Raw genomic sequence first — 17326 nt, 5'->3', positions numbered from 1 at the left:
TAGCGTATGGCCTCTAGAAATCCCACTTGCTGGTGAGCATCAGGTTGCGCGGCTCGCCGTAGTAGGTGGTGTCGAAGTTGCCCAGGCCGGTCAGGTATTTCTTGTTCAGCACGTTGTTGGCGTTGAGCATGAAGCTCAGGTGTTCGTTGTGCTGGTAGCGGGTCATCAGGTCGACCAGGGTGTATGAGTTTTGCTTGATGAGGGTGTTGTCTTCGATGGTGGCGTTATAAATGTTGCCGTAGAAGACACTCTGCCATTTCACTCCGCCGCCGATGGTCACCCGGTTCAATTCGCCTGGCAGACGGTAGGTGGTGAACAGGCGCACCAGGTGTTCGGGTTGGTTGGTGGCCAATGGAAAACCGAAGATCCGCTGCTCGTCGGCATCGCGACTACGGGCGTAGGTGTAGCCCGCCGAAATATTCCAGCCTTCCTGCAGTTCGCCGCTCAGCTCCAGCTCCACGCCCTTGGTGGTGGCGCCCTCTATGGCACGGTAGATACCCTCGCCGGTAACGGGGTTGGTCCCTATGTTTTCCGCAACGTTATCCTCTTCGATACGGAACAAGGCCAGGGTGGCATTCAGCCTGTTGTCCAGGTACGCGGCTTTCAGACCGACCTCGTAGCTGTCGCCTTCAACCGGCGGCAAGGTCGAACCGCTGATGTCCTTGTTGATCTGTGGCTGGTAGATCGAGGTATAGCTGGCGTAGACCGAGTAGCTGTCGTCAAGGTCATACACTATGCCGGCGTAGGGTGTGACGACGCCGTGTTCCTTGTAGCCGGTGCGGACGTCCTGCTGGCTGGAGGTGGCGAAATAGTCTTCGTCATTGTCGTACTTGAAGGTGCTGACCCGGGTGCCAAGGATCAGACTCAGATCGTCGGTCGGGCGCAGGCGGGTGGCCAGGTAGACGCCATTCTGGCTCTGGGTGGTCTCATAGTCGCCGTTCACCGGGAAGTTCTGCTCCGGCAGGTTGCCGTCCCAGTCGAAAATACTGCCCGGCACCATGCTGAAGGCGCTGCCGTCGAAGGTGTCGCCGGTCAGTTTCGAATGGGAAGCCATGAAACCTGCGACCAGTTCATGCTCGCGACCGAACAGATTGAAGGGCCCGGAAAGGTTGAGGTCGGCAGTGTTCTGTACGCGATGACCTTCCCAGCGCCCCCAATACAGGAACATGCCTTCGCCAGTCACGGGGTCAGGATTACCACCCCCGGCCGAAGCCAGGCGGGTATCGTGATCGGTTTCCAGGTGATTGACACTGACCTTGAGGTTCCAGTCATTGGCCAGGGCCTGTTCCAAGGTGGCGAAGTACGTCGTGGCCTCAAAGTCGCGGCGACTCCAATCGGCCCCTGGGTTGTGCGATCGCGAAAAATTGGTGCGCGAACCATCGGCGAAGTACACCGGGTTGCCGGTCCAGGACACGCCACGTGGTGTCTTGGTATATCTGTCGATGCCTACGGTCAGCAAGGTATCCGGGATCAGATCGGCCTCAAGGACGCCGTAGAGCGCGTCGTTCTTCTGCTGGTAATGATCCAGGTAGGATTTGCGATCCTGATAGGCACCCACGAGGCGGCCTCGCACGGTACCTGTGTCGTTCAACGGTCCGGAGATATCACCTTCAGTTCGGTAGTTGTCCCAGGAGCCAGCGATGCCGGTGATCGACGCCTTGAAATCGGAGGTCGGTTTTTTGCGTATCAGGTTGACGGTCGCCGACGGGTCCCCCGAGCCGGTCATCAGACCGGTAGCCCCCTTGATCACTTCCATCCGGTCATAGGCGACCGTATCGCCGAGCGGGGAACCTTCGTAGATGTTGTCGACGATGGTGTTGACGCCATCGTATTGGTAATTGGTGATGTCGGAGCCGCGGGTGAAATACAGCATTCGGTCGCTGTCAAAGGCCTGCACCGAGATGCCTGGCGTGTTACGCAGTGCATCGCCGATGTTGATGACACCCTGATCGTCCATTTGCTGGCGGGTGACCACGGTAACCGATTGTGGCGTTTCTCTGATGGTCAATGGGAGTTTGGTCGCCGTGGTGGTCGCTCCTGTTGTGTAAGAACCGGTGCCTTCTGTGGTTGCCAGCCCCTTGAGCCCGTCGCCGGTCACACGGGTCGCGCCCAGCTCCATTGCCCCTTGTGGTGCCGGGCGGGCAATCAACACATAGCCGTCTGCGCCGGCTACCGCCTGCAGACCGCTGTCTTGCAGTAACCGTGCAAAGCCTGTGGAAACGTCATAGTCGCCCTGCAGCCCTGGGCTGCTCAGGCCACGAACCTGATTGGCGTCGAAGGATATGGCGATGCCGGACTGCCGCGCATAAAGACTGAGCGCTTCACCCAATGCTCCAGCCGGAATGTTGTAGGCCTGGCTTTGTTGCTGGGCCAGCAGGGGCTGGCTGCTGATGGCAGCGATACCGCCAAGGGCCAGGTGAATGGCCAGCGCCAGCGGCGCATAAGTCTTCGAGGATTTGTGTTGGGGCATTATGGCAAAGCGCATGACGCTCTCCGTTTTCGGTTGGCTTGTATCTCTCAGGACGGGCCAGGAATGAAAACTGGAAGCGATTGGGAAGTATTTTTATTAGCGATGCTGGATCCGGCGCAGTCGTGCTGAAACGTCAACAGATCCTCAGGGCTCGATTCATGAGTTCGCTTCGCTCAGCGCTGGCTTGCCAGCGATTCGCTACGCGGGCACGGCGTACCGGTTGCGGTGCTGCAAATAGCTTTTCGCGGGCTTGGCTGCGTTCTTGGGTGATGTATCAGCGTGAGCTTTCGGCTCGTTCGATTACGGTGATCCACGGGCTGTAGTGGCTGACCGTCAGGCCCATGCTCTGCGCCAGTAAGCGCAGGGCACGAGGGCCGTCGTCCAGAGGCAGAACTGCAGAGACTCGAAGGTCGCGCAAGGCTTGGTTATCGAAGCGCAGGTAGCCGCGGTGGTGGCGGGCCAGTTCTTCCAGCACCTCGGGCAGGGGACGATCCTGGGCGACCAGTTGCCGCTGCTGCCAGGCCTGCTCCAGACCACGGGTATCCAGGGCGCCTGGCGTGCTTACGCCATGTTGGTCGATGCGAACCTGCTGCCCGGCGGCTACCTGGGTTTCCTGCGAACTGCCGGCGGCGCTGACCGCCGTTTTCGACTCGAGCATCAGCAGACGAGTGCCATCGCCATCCTGCTGGACGATAAAGCGGGTACCCAGTGCGCGAATGCGACCATGGGCGGTTTCGACGATGAAAGGCCGCTGTCGGTCGGCTGCCACGTCGACGAGGATTTCGCCCTGGAGCAGTTGCAGCCTGCGCTCACGTGCGTCAAAGCGCAGATCCACCGCACTGCGACCATTGAGGCTGATCTGGCTGCCGTCGTCCAGGCGTTGGCTGTGCCACTGCCCGGTGCACGTGCGGATATCTGCGAGCAGATAGCTGGGCGGCGTGTGTTGCCACAGGAGCCAGCCGGGCAAAAGCAGGGCCGTACAAAGTGCCAGAGCGGTGCCGAGGCGCGTGCCAGGTTTGCGGTGGGCGGCGCGCAACGCTGCACGTGCCGGGCCAGGAGCTATCTGCTGGAAGTGGCCGAGCATGCCCTGCAAGCTTTGCAGCGCGCGGGCATGTTCTGGCGCCGCCTCTCGCCAATTGTCGAGTTCGGCCTGGCGGCACTCGCCGGCATCCAGCTTGACCAACCACTCGGCGGCCTGCTCGAGAATGGCGGGTGACATGCCGTGCTGGTTCATGGCGCACGATCCGCGAATACGCTGTGGCAATGCAGCATGGCCTTGACCAGCCAGGTCTGTACGGTCTTTGTCGATACCTGGAAATGCTCGGCGATCTGCTGATGGCTGTAATCGTCCAGGTGCCGCAGCAGCAGTGCGCCGCGTGGCCCGGCCGGCAGGCCGTCGAGCGCACGGGCGATCTGCTCCAGGGCTTCGATGGCGCAGGCCACCTGTTCAGCTGAGGGAAAACCATCAAGGTCGCTGCTCATCAGCAGCAGTTCATCCAGATACGCCTGTTCGATACGCTGACGACGTGCGCGGTCGATCAGCAGGCGCCGGGCCACCGTGGCGAGAAAGGCACGCGGTTCGCGCAGGCCGAGGCTTTCGCTGGAAGCAAGAATGCGTGTGAAGGTGTCGTGGGCGACATCCGCGGCGTTGTGCGAACAGCCCAGGCGCCGGCGCAGCCAGCCGAACAGCCAACCGTGATGGTCGCTGTAGAGCAGGCTCAGCGCGGTTTGCTGGTGGGAATCGGGACGGCTTTCGGCAGGCATGGCGATTCGAATTAATTGCGAATGGTTCGCAATTTATTCGATGCCATGGATTAGAGCAATGCTGCTGGATGTACAACGGCTGGATCAGTGCCCCGGGTGGCGCTGCGCTCGACCCGGGTTACTGTTTGCCTCAGTGCTTGCGCGGCACTGCCTTGAGCAGTTCTTCCGGTGGCATTTCGCACTGGATCTTGCGGCCGATCAGTTCCTCGATCGGTGGCAGGGCGAAAGCGTCGTCCTCGCCGGCGAAACTGATCGAGGTGCCGCTGCTGCCGGCGCGGCCGGTACGACCGATGCGGTGCACGTAGTCGTCCGGGTCTTCCGGCAGGGTGAAGTTGATCACGTGGCTGATGGCGTCGACGTGGATGCCGCGGCCGGCCACGTCAGTGGCGACCAGCACGCGAATGCTGCCTTCGCGGAAACCTTCCAGCACCTTGATGCGCTTGTGCTGCGGCACATCGCCGGACATCTGCGCGGCACTGATGCCGTCGCGAGTCAGGCGCTCCTCGATGCGGCGTACTTCGTCCTTGCGGTTGGCGAAAACCATCACCCGGATCCAGTCGTTCTGCGCGATCAGGTTGTAGAGCAGTTTGTACTTGTCTGCCGAGGCGACGGCGTAGACGTGCTGTTCGACGGTATCGCTGGCGACGTTTTCCGGCTCGATCTCGACGATGGCCGGGTTGGTGGTCCACTGCTTGGCCAGGTTCATCACGTCTTCGGTGAAGGTGGCGGAGAACAGCAGGGTCTGGCGTTCGCCCTTCATCGGGGTCTGGCGGATGATCTGCCGGACCTGGGGGATGAAGCCCATGTCGAGCATGCGGTCGGCCTCGTCGAGCACCATCACCTCGACCATGTCCAGGTGCACCTCGCCGCGCTGGTTGAAGTCCAGCAGGCGCCCGGGGGTGGCTACCAGGATGTCGCAGAAGCGCGACTCGAGCAGCTTGAGCTGCTTGTCGAAGTCCATGCCGCCGACGAAGCTCATGACGTTCAGGCCGGTGTACTTGGTCAGCTCGGCGGCGTCCTTGGCGATCTGCACCACCAGCTCGCGGGTCGGCGCGATGATCAGCGCCCGCGGTTCGCCCATGTAGCGTTCCTTGGGCGGCGGCGTCTGCTGCAACTGGGTGATGATGGAGATGAGGAACGCCGCGGTCTTGCCGGTGCCGGTCTGGGCCCGGCCGATGGCGTCCTGCCCCTTGAGGGTGTAACCCAGAACGCCGGCCTGGATCGGCGTGCAATAGGGAAAGCCGAGGTCATGGATGGCGTGCATCAGTTCGGCGGACAGCGGGAAGTCGTGGAAACGGGTCTTGCCCGCCACCGGCTCGACCTGGAAATCCTCGAGCTTCCAGGTATCGACCGCTTTGGCGGCGCGCTCGCGGCGTGGCTTTTCAGTCCTGTTTTCCGTTCGGGCCGGAGCGGGCGCGACGGCGGCCTTGGGTTTCGGCTGACGGGCCTGACGCTGGTCAGGGGCGTCGCTGGCAGGTGGCGAGGCGGGCGCAACGGTCGGGGTGACTGGGCTATGTAGCTCGCCCTCGGCTTTGCCGAATATTTTTTTGAGTGCTTTTAGCACGGTCATCTCGTCGGTTGGTTAAGGAGTGAACGGCAGCCAGTGTAAAGCAAGAAGCGGGCGCGGCGAAGTACCGCACTGGCCGAGTGTTTTTCCGGCCTGGCATCCCGGCCGGCCGCCCTGTGGCCGACCGGGATCGACCCGCAAAGCCGGTACAAGGAACAGGCGCGGACCAACCGGGACGCTTGGCGGCCGGGCTTGCTAGGCGCTTGCGGCCGATGGCGAAGACAGTGGCGGGCGGAGGGGAGCAGCGTCATCGTTCAACTGCAGAGCTGATTGCGTCCCTGCTGCTTGGCCTTGTACAACGCCAGGTCGGCGCGGGCGATCAGGGTTTGCAGGTTGTCCTTGGCCGTCATCTGGGCCAGGCCGAGGGAGATGGTCACCCCGGGCAGGATACCCACCGGGGAATAGAACGAAGTGATCTGTTCCAGGCTCTGGCGCAGGCGCTCGCCGATGTCGGCGGCCTGCTGCAGGGGCAGGTCCGGCAGAAGGATGACGAATTCCTCGCCGCCGAAGCGAACCAGGCTGTCCTTGGTGCGCAACTGGTTGCGCAGGGTATGGGCGACCAGGCTCAGGGCGTAATCACCGCCCAGGTGCCCGTGCTGGTCGTTGTAGGCCTTGAAATGGTCGACGTCGAGCATCAGCAGGCTCATTGGCTGGCTGCTGAACAGGCAGCGGGTGCGTTCGCGCTCGAAGACGTGCTCCAGCCAGCGGCGATTGAACGAGCCGGTCAGTTTGTCGACATTGGCATTCTGTTCACTGTCGATGATCTGCCGGTTGCCCTGGCGGACGCGGTCACAGAGCAGTTCCAGCAGGTTCTGCATCAGCTGCGGAGATTGCTGGAACAGCGTGACCAGCGATTCGCGATGCAGGCGCAGCACGCTGCTCGGCTCGGTGGCCACCACGTAGGCCGACGGGTGCTCATTGTCGATAAAACTGATTTCGCCCGCGCAATCGCCGGGGTGCAGGGTCGTGACCGGCTGATTGTCCAATGAGCCGAGATAGACCTTGAAGGAGCCCTTGGTCAGCAGGTAGAGGTGTTGATTGCGGTTGAAAGGCGAAAGCAGCACTTCGCCAGCGTCGAGATCACAGGGACGGAACTCTTCGATCAGCCGGGCGATGCTGCCGATGGCGACCTTGTCGAACAGCCGCTGATGCCGTATCTGTTGCAGATCGGCTTGCCATTGTGCCGCTTTCATCGTGACCAGGGCCCCGGACGGCAAAAGACGATGGGCATCACTAACGCTCCCTGTGACGTATGGCCATATTCGGCTGACAATAGGCCCTGAACCTGGCGCTGGCAATCCTCCGCTCGGGCCTGATCGACCATCGGCATGTGACAGCGCTCACGAATCCATGTGACCGCCGCCGCCGGGAACGGTTCAGGCAATGTCATGGCGCGGCGATCAGCCGTTGCAAGCGTCTCGGACGGGCGTGCCGTCCGTCGTTCCCGGCTACAGACGGGCTGCCAGCCAGTTGCCGATATCGCCTATTTCCTCGGGTAACACTTCGTGGCCCATGGGGTATTCCTGCCAGGTCGCGGCGACATCGCGCTGGCGCAGCCAGTCATGGGCCGCACGCCCCATCTCGGGCCGCACCACGGTGTCCTGATTGCCGTGCAGGCAATACACCGGCAGGTCGCGTTGCCGGTCGCTCAGCTGTACCTGTTCGGAAAAGGTCGGCGCATAGGTCGACAGGGCCAGTACCCCGCCCAGGGGGCCCTGCCAGCGCAGGAACGCCGTATGCAGCACCACCGCGCCGCCCTGGGAAAAACCGGCGAGGAAGAGGCGGGCCGGATCGATGCCGTCGTCGCGTTGCACCTCGATCAGATCGATCACCTGTTGCGCCGACTGTTCCAGTTGCTCGCGGTTGATCGCCCGGGCCGGGCTCATGGCCAGGATGTCGTACCAGCTCGACATTTCCCAGCCGCCGTTGATGGTGACGGCCCGGGTGGGGGCCTGGGGCAGCACGAAGCGGGTCGTGCGCAGCGATTGCTGCAATATTTCGGCTACCGGCAGGAAGTCGTAGCGGTCCGCGCCCAGGCCGTGCAACCAGATGACGCAGGCGTCGGCGGCGAGTGGGGGCTGCAGAAGCAGGGTGTCATTCATGGGTTGCTCCATTGTGGGGCTATTGCTCTTCTTTGGTGCGCTTCAGTCTGGGGCAATGAGCCAATCAGTGAAAAAGATGTCGCAAGATTACAAGTTTTCTGCTTGACCTGCCCGTAGTCTGCGCAAAGCAGGGTGCTGGTATGGGCTTTGCTATAACGAGGAGGACTGATGTCGTTGGCCGCCTGCGGTAACACCGCCGGCGGTTACGGAGCAGACGGGGAAGCCGATTTGATGGGGTTTCCAAAAGGTTCGCCAGGCGCTGCATGCCCGGTGATTTGCAAATTAGCTATCCGTCTCAGGCCCGTTCGACCAATGGGCTGGCGAGGGTTGCCGAGCGATCCGGGAAAGGGTCGCCCAACCCGCGCCGAGGTCTGATCCCCGGTCGGAACCGTTGCTGCCAACGGCTCCTGCATGCCCCAAAAGGGTACGGTGGTAGGGCTGAGACTCCAACACAACAAGAGCACTGGAGATTTTTGAATGAAGATGGTTAAAACCACCCTGGCTGTGTTGACCACCGCCGCCGTGCTGGGCGCAAGTGGCTTCGCCCATGCCGGTGTTACTCTCGATGCAGTCACGAAGAAAGGTTTCGTTCAGTGCGGCGTCAGCGATGGCCTGCCGGGCTTTTCGGTACCGGATGCACAAGGCAACTACCAGGGCATCGACGTCGACATCTGCCGCGGTGTGGCCGCTGCGGTATTCGGCGACGCGACCAAGGTCAAGTACAGCCCGCTGACCGCCAAGGAGCGTTTCACCGCCATTCAGTCCGGTGAAGTCGACATGCTCTCGCGCAACACCACCTGGACCAGCTCCCGCGACGGCGGCATGGGCCTGGTCTTCACCGGCGTGACCTACTACGACGGTATCGGCTTCCTGGTCAACAAGAAGCTGGGCGTTGCCAGCGCCAAGGAACTGGATGGCGCGACCATCTGTATCCAGGCGGGCACCACCACCGAGCTGAACGTCTCCGACTACTTCCGCTCCAACGGCCTGAAATACACCCCCATCACCTTCGACACCTCCGACGAAAGCGCCAAGTCCCTGGAAGCCGGCCGTTGCGACGTGCTGACCTCCGACCAGTCGCAGCTGTATGCGCAGCGTATCAAGCTGGGCGCGCCGGACGACTGGGTGGTGCTGCCGGAAGTGATCTCCAAGGAGCCGCTCGGCCCGCTGGTTCGTCGTGGCGACGAAGACTGGATGGCCATCGTCAAGTGGACGCTGTTCGCCATGCTCAACGCCGAAGAGCTGGGTGTCGACTCGAAGAACGTCGAAGCCCTGGCCAAGGAAACCAAGAACCCCGACGTAGCCCGTATGCTGGGTGCCGACGGTGAATATGGCAAGGATCTGAAACTGCCGAAGGACTGGGTCGTTCAGATCGTCAAGCAGGTCGGTAACTACGGCGAAATCTTCGACCGTAACATCGGCGCCGGCAGCGAGCTGAAGATCGAGCGTGGCCTCAACGCTCTGTGGAACAAAGGCGGTCTGCACTACGCTCCACCAGTGCGCTGATTGACCTGTCGCCCGGCAGTCCCCTGCCGGGCGATTTTCGTTCCGTTATACCTGGGGCATTCCCATGCAAAAACAAATCGGCGCACCGCAAGGGTTTTCCCTGAGCGATCCACGTGTGCGTGCCTGGCTATTCCAGATCATCACCGTCGCAGGGGTGATCGCGCTGGGCTGGTTCCTGTTCCACAATACGCAGACCAACCTGCAACACCGGGGCATCACCTCCGGCTTCGATTTCCTCGAGCGCAGTGCCGGCTTCGGCATCGCCCAGCACCTGATCAGCTATACCGAAGCGGACAGCTATGCCCGCGTCTTCGTCATCGGCCTGCTCAATACCCTGCTGGTTTCGTTCATCGGTATCGTGCTGGCCACCTTTCTCGGCTTCCTCATCGGTATCGCGCGGCTTTCGCCGAACTGGATGATCAGCAAGCTGGCCACCGTCTACATCGAGGTCTTCCGCAACATTCCGCCGTTGCTGCAGATCCTCTTCTGGTACTTCGCCGTGCTGTTGCCGCTGCCCGGACCGCGCACCAGCATCAACGTGGGCGACAGCTTCTTCCTCAGCAACCGTGGCCTGAACATGCCGGCGGCCGAGCCGACCGGGGCGTTCTGGCCATTCGTGGCCGGCCTGCTGATCACCCTCGTCGCCATCGTGCTGATGACGCGCTGGGCCAACAAGCGTTTCGAAGCCACCGGCGTGCCGTTCCACAAGTTCTGGGCCGGCCTGGGCCTGGCGATCGTCATCCCGACGCTGTTCGCCCTGGTCTTCGGCAGCCCGCTGCACTGGTCGGTACCCGAGCTCAAGGGCTTCAACTTCGTCGGCGGCTGGGTGATGATCCCGGAACTGCTGGCCCTGACCATCGCGCTGACCGTCTACACCGCGGCCTTCATCGCCGAAAACGTGCGTTCCGGGATCAACTCGGTCAGCCACGGGCAGACCGAAGCCGCCCGCTCCCTGGGCCTGCGCCCGGGCCCGACGCTGCGCAAGGTGATCATTCCCCAGGCCATGCGGGTGATCATTCCGCCGCTGACCAGTCAGTACCTGAACCTGGCGAAGAACTCTTCCCTGGCGGCCGGTATCGGCTACCCGGACATGGTGTCGCTGTTCGCCGGCACGGTACTCAACCAGACCGGCCAGGCCATCGAGGTGATCGCCATCACCATGAGCGTGTACCTGGCGATCAGTATCAGCATTTCCCTGCTGATGAACTGGTACAACAAGCGCATCGCGCTGATCGAGCGGTGAGGACCTAGCGCAATGAGCACGACCCATACTTTCAAACCGGATCAGCCGCCACCCAGCGCCAGCGTTGGGGCGCTCGCCTGGATGCGCAGCAACCTGTTCTCCAGCTGGATCAATACGCTGCTGACCTTCTTCGCCATCTACCTGATCTGGCTGATGGTGCCACCCCTGATCAAGTGGGCGTTCATCGACGCCAACTGGGTGGGCACCACCCGCGCCGACTGCACCAAGGAGGGCGCCTGCTGGGTGTTCATCCAGGCGCGCTTCAGCCAGTTCATGTATGGCTTCTACCCCAGCGAGCTGCGCTGGCGCGTGGATCTGACCGCCTGGCTGGCGATCATCGGCGCGGCGCCCCTGTTCATTTCCCGCTTCCCGCGCAAGGTCATCTACGGTATCGCCTTCCTGGTGATCTACCCGGTGGTGGCCTGGAGCCTGCTGCACGGCGGCGTGTTCGGTCTGGAAACCGTACCCACCAGCCGCTGGGGCGGTCTGATGCTGACCCTGGTGATCGCCGCCGTCGGCATCGCCGGTGCGCTGCCATTGGGCATCCTGCTGGCACTGGGGCGGCGCTCCAACCTGCCGGCGGTGCGCGTGGTCTGCGTCACTTTCATCGAGTTCTGGCGTGGCGTACCGCTGATCACCGTGCTGTTCATGTCGTCGGTGATGCTGCCGTTGTTCCTGCCCGAAGGCATGAGCTTCGACAAGCTGATGCGTGCGCTGATCGGGGTGATCCTGTTCCAGTCGGCCTACATCGCCGAAGTGGTGCGCGGTGGCCTGCAGGCCATCCCCAAGGGGCAGTACGAAGCGGCTGGCGCCATGGGCCTGGGCTACTGGCGGATGATGGGCCTGGTGATCCTGCCGCAGGCGCTCAAGCTGGTGATTCCGGGCATCGTCAACACCTTCATCGCCCTGTTCAAGGACACCAGCCTGGTGATCATCATCGGCCTGTTCGACCTGCTCAACAGCGTCAAGCAGGCCGCGGCCGACCCGGCCTGGCTGGGCATGGCGACCGAGGGCTACGTGTTCGCCGCCCTGATTTTCTGGATTTTCTGTTTTGGTATGTCGCGCTACTCCCTGCATCTGGAGAGGAAGCTCGACACCGGCCACAAGCGTTAGGAGCTGTTCAGTAATTTGCTGCGCGTCGGCCAGGCGGCGTTGAAAACACTCTCGGGATGCTCATGTACAGCCGTACATTCCTCTCCCTCGACTGTTTTTGCGGGGGCACCTAGCCCTTGCCTGGCTCTAGCTCGCTAAATCCTGAATCAGCCCCTTGAGAGGAGTTAATTATGAGTGAAGCAAACCAGCAACCCAACGCCGCGCCGATCATTCAGTTGCAGGGCGTGAACAAGTGGTACGGCCAGTTCCACGTACTCAAGGACATCAACCTGGATGTGCGCCAGGGCGAGCGTATCGTGCTTTGCGGGCCGTCCGGGTCGGGCAAGTCCACCACCATCCGCTGCATCAACCGCCTGGAGGAACACCAGCAGGGCAGCATCGTGGTCGATGGCACCGAACTGACCCGCGACCTCAAGGACATCGAGACCGTGCGCCGCGAAGTGGGCATGGTGTTCCAGCACTTCAACCTGTTCCCGCACCTGACCGTGCTGCAGAACTGCATCCTGGCGCCGATGTGGGTACGCAAGATGCCCAAGCGCAAGGCCGAGGAAATCGCCATGCACTTTCTCGAGCGCGTGCGTATCCCGGAGCAGGCCCACAAGTACCCGGGGCAGCTCTCCGGCGGCCAGCAGCAGCGTGTGGCGATCGCCCGGGCGCTGTGCATGAAGCCGAAGATCATGCTGTTCGACGAGCCGACCTCGGCACTCGATCCGGAAATGGTCAAGGAGGTGCTCGACACCATGATCGGCCTGGCCCAGGACGGCATGACCATGCTCTGCGTGACCCACGAGATGGGCTTCGCCCGCACCGTGGCGGATCGGGTGATCTTCATGGACAAGGGCGAGATCGTCGAGCAGGCCGAACCCAATGCCTTCTTCGACAATCCGCAGAACGAGCGTACCAAGCTGTTCCTCGGGCAGATCCTGCACTGAGAACGCCAGACGTTCAGCGCAAGGGAGCCTCAGGGCTAATACCAGTCAGTTAGGCATTGGCCCGCAAAACGGCGGTTTGCCCTGGCCCTGTGGGAGCCGCGACCCCGCGGCGATTGCGGATCGCACCACTGGTTTTGTGGAATGGCCGCCATTGCATCGCGTCGAGGTCGACGCTCCTACACGGGCGGCGGTTTGCCGCCCTTCTTCTGTAGGCGCACAAAGCCTTATCTGATCGGCATTAGCCTCAGGGCTCCCTTGCGCGTTTCAGGGCGCTGCGAAAATGGTCGATATGACCGTCGCCGAGCCCGCGCTTTATGGCGATACTGTGGTTCCTTCCCTGGAGCCATCGCCATGTCCCACGCCAATGTCGAACTGATCGGCCGCTTCTATCAGGCCTTCCAGCAACTGGATGCCGAGCGGATGGTGGCGTGTTATGCCCCGGACGTGCGCTTCAGCGATCCGGCGTTCGGCACCCTGCATGGCGCCGATGCCGGCGATATGTGGCGCATGCTGACCAGCCGCGCCAGGGACTTTTCCCTGACCTTCGGCGATATCGAGGCGGACGAGCACAGCGCCAGTGCGACCTGGGTGGCCACCTACCTGTTCAGCCAGACGGGGCGGACGGTGGTCAATCGCATCCGCGCCTCCTTCGTGATCCGCGACGGGCTCATCGTCGAGCACCATGACCACTTCGACCTGTGGCGCTGGGCCGCACAGGCACTAGGCTTGCAGGGCTGGCTGATCGGCTGGACGCCGCTGATGAAGAGGGCCGTGCGCAAGCAGGCGAGCAACGGCTTGCGCCAGTTTCAGGCCGCCCGGACGTCGGCTGCGCGGCACGGCGTTGAGGCGCGCGGGTGAACGGAGTGGTAGGCTTTCCAGTCTGAATCTTCATCGACGAGAGGCGGATTGCGCGCAATTGGTCTATTCGTTGAATGAAAGCCCGTCCGCCAGAGAGTTTCGATCATGAGTGTTATGTTGCTATCAGCGAGCAAGGCCAAGGCGTGGAGCGTGCATGCGGTGACGGCCAGCGGGGTGATCCTCGGTATGCTGGCCTTGCTCGCGGTACTCGAGGGACGCCCGGAGAGCTGCCTGCTGTGGCTGGGCCTGGCGTTGCTGGTGGATGGCCTGGATGGCACCCTGGCGCGCAAGTTCGACGTCAAGGTGGTATTGCCGCACTTCGACGGCTCGACCCTGGATTTGGTGATCGACTACCTGACCTACGTGTTCATTCCGGCGATCTTCGTCTATCGCTTCATCCCGCTGCCCGAGTACACCTTGCTCCTGGCCGTGGGGGTGATCCTGCTGTCGTCGCTGTTCTGCTTCTGCAACGTCAACATGAAGAGCAAGGACAACTACTTCGTCGGCTTCCCCGCCGCCTGGAACGTGGTGGTGGTGTACCTGTACCTGCTCGATTTCGAACCCTGGGTGACCTTCATCACCATTCTGCTGCTGGCGGCCCTGACGCTGACGCGCATGAAGTTCCTGCACCCGTTCCGGGTCAGGCAGTTCATGCCGCTGAACATCGCCGTGACCATGCTCTGGATGTTCTCCTGCGCGCTGCTGATCCTGCAGTTCCCCAGCCAGCCGCTCTGGCTGCTGGTGCTGTGGGGGCTGTCTTCGGCGTATTTCGTCGGTATGTGCCTGTGGCGATCCGCCCGCGAATGGTTCGCCTGACGTTCGCAGCGGCATGAGCGTAACGCAGGACAAGTGCTGGTTCGTCTACCTGGTGCGCGCCGGTAACGGCGCGCTCTACTGCGGCATCAGCGATGATCCGCAGCGCCGCTTCGCCCAGCATCGGAGCGGCAAGGGCGCGCGTTTCTTCTTTTCCAGCCCGGCGGTGGCGCTGGTCTACAGCGAGATCTGTGCCGGCAAGGGCGCCGCGCTGCGCCGCGAGCGGGCGATCAAGCGCCTGAGCAAGGCGGCCAAGGAAACCCTGGTGGCGACCGGCGGCCTGATGCATGTGCGTGATGAACAACCATCAGCCTGACTGTCTGTGCCCGGTGGGGCGGCCGGAGTAAGCTGCACAGCCATTCCGTCCACTGGAAGCCTGCCATGCATGAGCTGATCCTGCACCATTACCCCACGTCACCCTTCGCCGAGAAGGCCCGCCTGCTGCTGGGCTTCAAGCAACTGGCCTGGCGCTCGGTGCAGATCCCGCCGATCATGCCCAAGCCGGATCTCACCGCCCTGACCGGCGGCTACCGCAAGACCCCGGTGCTGCAGATCGGCGCCGATATCTATTGCGACACGGCGTTGATCGCGCGCCGGCTGGAGGTGCACAGGGCACAGCCGCCACTGCTGCCTGGCGCGCAGGCCTTCGCCATCGCCGCCTTCGCCCAGTGGGCCGATTCGGTGGTGTTCCAGCATGCGGTGAGTCTGGTGTTCCAGCCCGAATCCATCGCCGTGCGCTTCGCCAAGTTGCCCGCCGAGTTCGTCCAGGCCTTCGTCGCCGACCGTGCCAAGCTGTTCGCCGGTGGCCAGGCCAGCCGCTTGCCGGTCGAACAGGCCAGGCATCAGTGGCCGGTGTTCATGGCGCGCCTGCAGGCGCAACTGGCGGCCGGCGCTGGCGATTTCCTGTTCGGTGAGGCGAGCCTGGCCGATATCGCCATGGCCCATCCGCTGTGGTTCCTGCGCGCCACTCCGGTGACCGCACCCCTGGTCGATGCCTACCCGGCAGTCGCCGCCTGGCTCGACCGCGTGCTGGCCCTGGGGCATGGCGAAGCGCTGCCGATGAGCAGCGAGGAGGCCATCGAGGTGGCGCACCAGGCCGGCCCGGCACCCCTGCCGGAGGAAGCCTTCGCCGAGCCCAACGCTTTCGCCAGTGGCCAGGCCGTGGCGATTTCCGCCATCGACTACGGCGTGGATGCCGTGGAAGGGGAGCTGCTGTTCGCTGGCGTGGAAGAGCTGATCCTGCGCCGCGAGGATGCCCGCGCCGGCGTGGTGCACGTGCATTTCCCACGGCTGGGCTTCCGTATCGAAGCGCGCTGAGACGGCAGCGGATCTAGCGCCGCATCACCGATCGAATGGCGCACCGACAGGGCAAGCGCGCGGATAGGCTGATCAAAGGCGGGAGCGGCCTTCGGCCTTCGATCAAAAACGCTTGAGGCTGGAACGCTGGACGAAAGAGCCTATGCGGTCTGCTTGTCGTTCAGCCTCCAGCCTCTAGCGCTCCTATCGGTCGTCCGCTTCAGCCTTATGGTTGCCCGGTTCGTTCAATAGGCGGCGAGAATGCCCTGGGGGTTGTAGCCGTGGATCACCGTGTCGTTGACCTTGAGCAGCGGCACGCCGCGGCCGCCCAGCGCTTCGTAGGCGCGGCGGGCATCGGCGGATTTCTCGATGTCGTGTTCGGTATAGGCGATGCCGCGGTCGCCGAGGAACTCCCGGGTCTTGGCGCAGTAGCCGCACCAGGAGGTGGCGTAGAGGATGACCTCGCCCTGGCCGGCGACCCGGGCATTGTCCCTGAGGCCGAGCAGGGGTTCGATGCGATCCCAGTGCTGCCAGGTCGCCAATACCGCCAGAACCAGCAAAATCCTTTTCATGCTCATTGTGCAACCCTCGTTCTTGGAGCCCGCTGCCGACGCAGTGCAGCAGGCTCAGGTCAGGTTAGTCCTTGCGGCGTTTCAACTGGTCGGTCAACTGAGTCGGCAGGTTGCGGATGATCAGGGTGTCCTTGGCTTCGTCGTACTCGATCCTGGAGCCCAGCAGGTGCGCCTCGAAGCTGATCGACAGGCCTTCGGCGCGCCCGGTGAAGCGGCGGAACTGGCTCAGGGTGCGTTTGTCCGCGGGGATTTCCGGCGACAGGCCGTAGTCCTTGTTGCGGATATGGTCGTAGAACGCCTTGGGGCGCTCTTCGTCGATCAGCCCGGAGAGTTCTTCCAGGGTCATCGGCTCACCCATCCTGGCCTGGCTGGTGGCGTAGTCGACCAGGGTGTCGGTCTTGGCCCTGGCCTGTTCTTCCGGCAGGTCCTCGCTCTCGACGAAGTCGCTGAAGGCCTTGAGCAGGGTGCGTGTCTCGCCCGGCGAGTCGACCCCTTCCTGGCAGCCGATGAAGTCGCGGAAGTATTCCGAGACCTTCTTGCCGTTCTTGCCCTTGATGAACGAGATGTACTGCTTGGAGGTGGCGTTGTTGCGCCATTCGGAAAGGTTGATCCGGGCCGCCAGGTGCAGTTGACCCAGATCCAGGTGCTTGGCCGGCGTCACGTCGAGCGCGTCGTTCACCGCCACGCCTTCGCTGTGGTGCAGCAGGGCGATGGCCAGGTAGTCGGTCATGCCTTGCTGGTAATGGGCGAAGAGCACGTGGCCGCCGGTGGAGAGGTTGGATTCCTCCATGAGTTTCTGCAGGTGCTCCACCGCCTGACGACTGAAGGCGGTGAAGTCCCGGCTCTCTTCCAGGTAGGCCTTCAGCCAGCCGCTGAACGGGTAGGCGCCCGACTCTTCGTGGAACAGGCCCCAGGCCTTGCCCTGCTTGGCGTTGTAGCTGTCGTTGAGGTCGGCGAGCAGGTTCTCGATGGCCTGCGAAGTGCCCAGTTCGCTGTCGCGGGCGTGCAGAACGGCAGGGCTGCCATCGGGTTTCTTGTCGATCAGGTGGACGATGCAGTGACGGATCGGCATGTGCGGTCTCTTCAGGCG

General features: G+C 62.8%; 16 protein-coding genes. 8 read left to right on the top strand and 8 right to left on the bottom strand.

Annotation, left to right across the window (positions count from 1 at the left end; all coding sequences use genetic code 11):
• Positions 1-13: 13 nt before the first annotated feature.
• The 6 genes from DNK34_RS12030 to DNK34_RS12005 form a co-directional block, all read right to left on the bottom strand.
• On the bottom strand, positions 14-2485 hold the full coding sequence (locus tag DNK34_RS12030) for a TonB-dependent siderophore receptor (RefSeq protein ID WP_242675319.1): 2472 nt from the start codon (positions 2483-2485) through the stop codon (positions 14-16).
• A 259-nt stretch (positions 2486-2744) separates the two neighbouring features.
• Complete coding sequence (locus tag DNK34_RS12025; RefSeq protein WP_242675157.1) at positions 2745-3704, bottom strand: FecR family protein; 960 nt, start codon at positions 3702-3704, stop codon at positions 2745-2747.
• The gene (locus tag DNK34_RS12020) at positions 3701-4234 is read right to left on the bottom strand and encodes a sigma-70 family RNA polymerase sigma factor (protein WP_131175130.1); all 534 of its coding nucleotides are present in this window, start codon (positions 4232-4234) and stop codon (positions 3701-3703) included. The genes DNK34_RS12025 and DNK34_RS12020 overlap by 4 nt, the downstream gene beginning before the upstream one ends.
• Positions 4235-4364: 130 nt before the next feature.
• Complete coding sequence (gene rhlB / locus DNK34_RS12015; RefSeq protein WP_131175129.1) at positions 4365-5798, bottom strand: ATP-dependent RNA helicase RhlB; 1434 nt, start codon at positions 5796-5798, stop codon at positions 4365-4367.
• Positions 5799-6055: 257 nt separating this feature from the next.
• Entirely contained in the window at positions 6056-6994 is a 939-nt protein-coding gene (locus DNK34_RS12010) for a GGDEF domain-containing protein (RefSeq protein WP_131175128.1), read from the bottom strand.
• Positions 6995-7249: 255 nt separating this feature from the next.
• On the bottom strand, positions 7250-7903 hold the full coding sequence (locus tag DNK34_RS12005) for an alpha/beta hydrolase (RefSeq protein WP_131175127.1): 654 nt from the start codon (positions 7901-7903) through the stop codon (positions 7250-7252).
• 477 nt (positions 7904-8380) lie between these two features.
• On the opposite strand from DNK34_RS12005, the gene DNK34_RS12000 reads away from it, so the two are divergent.
• The 8 genes from DNK34_RS12000 to DNK34_RS11965 all read left to right on the top strand — a co-directional run bounded on the left by DNK34_RS12000 (position 8381) and on the right by DNK34_RS11965 (position 15685).
• Complete coding sequence (locus tag DNK34_RS12000) at positions 8381-9409, top strand: amino acid ABC transporter substrate-binding protein (RefSeq protein ID WP_131175126.1); 1029 nt, start codon at positions 8381-8383, stop codon at positions 9407-9409.
• A gap of 64 nt (positions 9410-9473) precedes the next feature.
• Complete coding sequence (locus tag DNK34_RS11995) at positions 9474-10652, top strand: amino acid ABC transporter permease (RefSeq protein ID WP_131175125.1); 1179 nt, start codon at positions 9474-9476, stop codon at positions 10650-10652.
• 12 nt (positions 10653-10664) lie between these two features.
• The gene (locus tag DNK34_RS11990) at positions 10665-11765 is read left to right on the top strand and encodes an amino acid ABC transporter permease (protein WP_131175124.1); all 1101 of its coding nucleotides are present in this window, start codon (positions 10665-10667) and stop codon (positions 11763-11765) included.
• A gap of 170 nt (positions 11766-11935) precedes the next feature.
• Complete coding sequence (locus DNK34_RS11985; protein WP_131175123.1) at positions 11936-12697, top strand: amino acid ABC transporter ATP-binding protein; 762 nt, start codon at positions 11936-11938, stop codon at positions 12695-12697.
• 351 nt (positions 12698-13048) lie between these two features.
• Positions 13049-13555 (top strand): nuclear transport factor 2 family protein, encoded by a 507-nt coding sequence (locus DNK34_RS11980; RefSeq protein WP_131175122.1) that lies wholly within the window; start codon positions 13049-13051, stop codon positions 13553-13555.
• Between the two features lie 105 nt (positions 13556-13660).
• Positions 13661-14371, top strand: a complete 711-nt coding sequence (pcsA, locus tag DNK34_RS11975) for a phosphatidylcholine synthase (RefSeq protein WP_131175121.1) — start codon at positions 13661-13663, stop codon at positions 14369-14371.
• Positions 14372-14384: 13 nt separating this feature from the next.
• The gene (locus DNK34_RS11970; protein ID WP_131175120.1) at positions 14385-14684 is read left to right on the top strand and encodes a GIY-YIG nuclease family protein; all 300 of its coding nucleotides are present in this window, start codon (positions 14385-14387) and stop codon (positions 14682-14684) included.
• A gap of 65 nt (positions 14685-14749) precedes the next feature.
• On the top strand, positions 14750-15685 hold the full coding sequence (locus tag DNK34_RS11965; RefSeq protein ID WP_131175119.1) for a glutathione S-transferase family protein: 936 nt from the start codon (positions 14750-14752) through the stop codon (positions 15683-15685).
• Positions 15686-15909: 224 nt separating this feature from the next.
• Here DNK34_RS11965 and DNK34_RS11960 read toward each other — a convergent pair whose 3' ends face one another.
• Together DNK34_RS11960 and yejK are read right to left on the bottom strand one after the other, a co-directional pair.
• Positions 15910-16236 (bottom strand): glutaredoxin family protein, encoded by a 327-nt coding sequence (locus DNK34_RS11960; protein ID WP_131175118.1) that lies wholly within the window; start codon positions 16234-16236, stop codon positions 15910-15912.
• A 64-nt stretch (positions 16237-16300) separates the two neighbouring features.
• A complete protein-coding gene (yejK, locus tag DNK34_RS11955) occupies positions 16301-17308 on the bottom strand; it encodes a nucleoid-associated protein YejK (protein WP_131175117.1) in 1008 nt (335 codons plus the stop codon).
• Positions 17309-17326 lie beyond the last annotated feature (18 nt).

Origin of the sequence: Phytopseudomonas dryadis (assembly GCF_004327355.1) — a bacterium.
Lineage (GTDB): Bacteria > Pseudomonadota > Gammaproteobacteria > Pseudomonadales > Pseudomonadaceae > Aquipseudomonas > Aquipseudomonas dryadis.
This window is presented reverse-complemented; position numbering and strand designations above follow the sequence as displayed.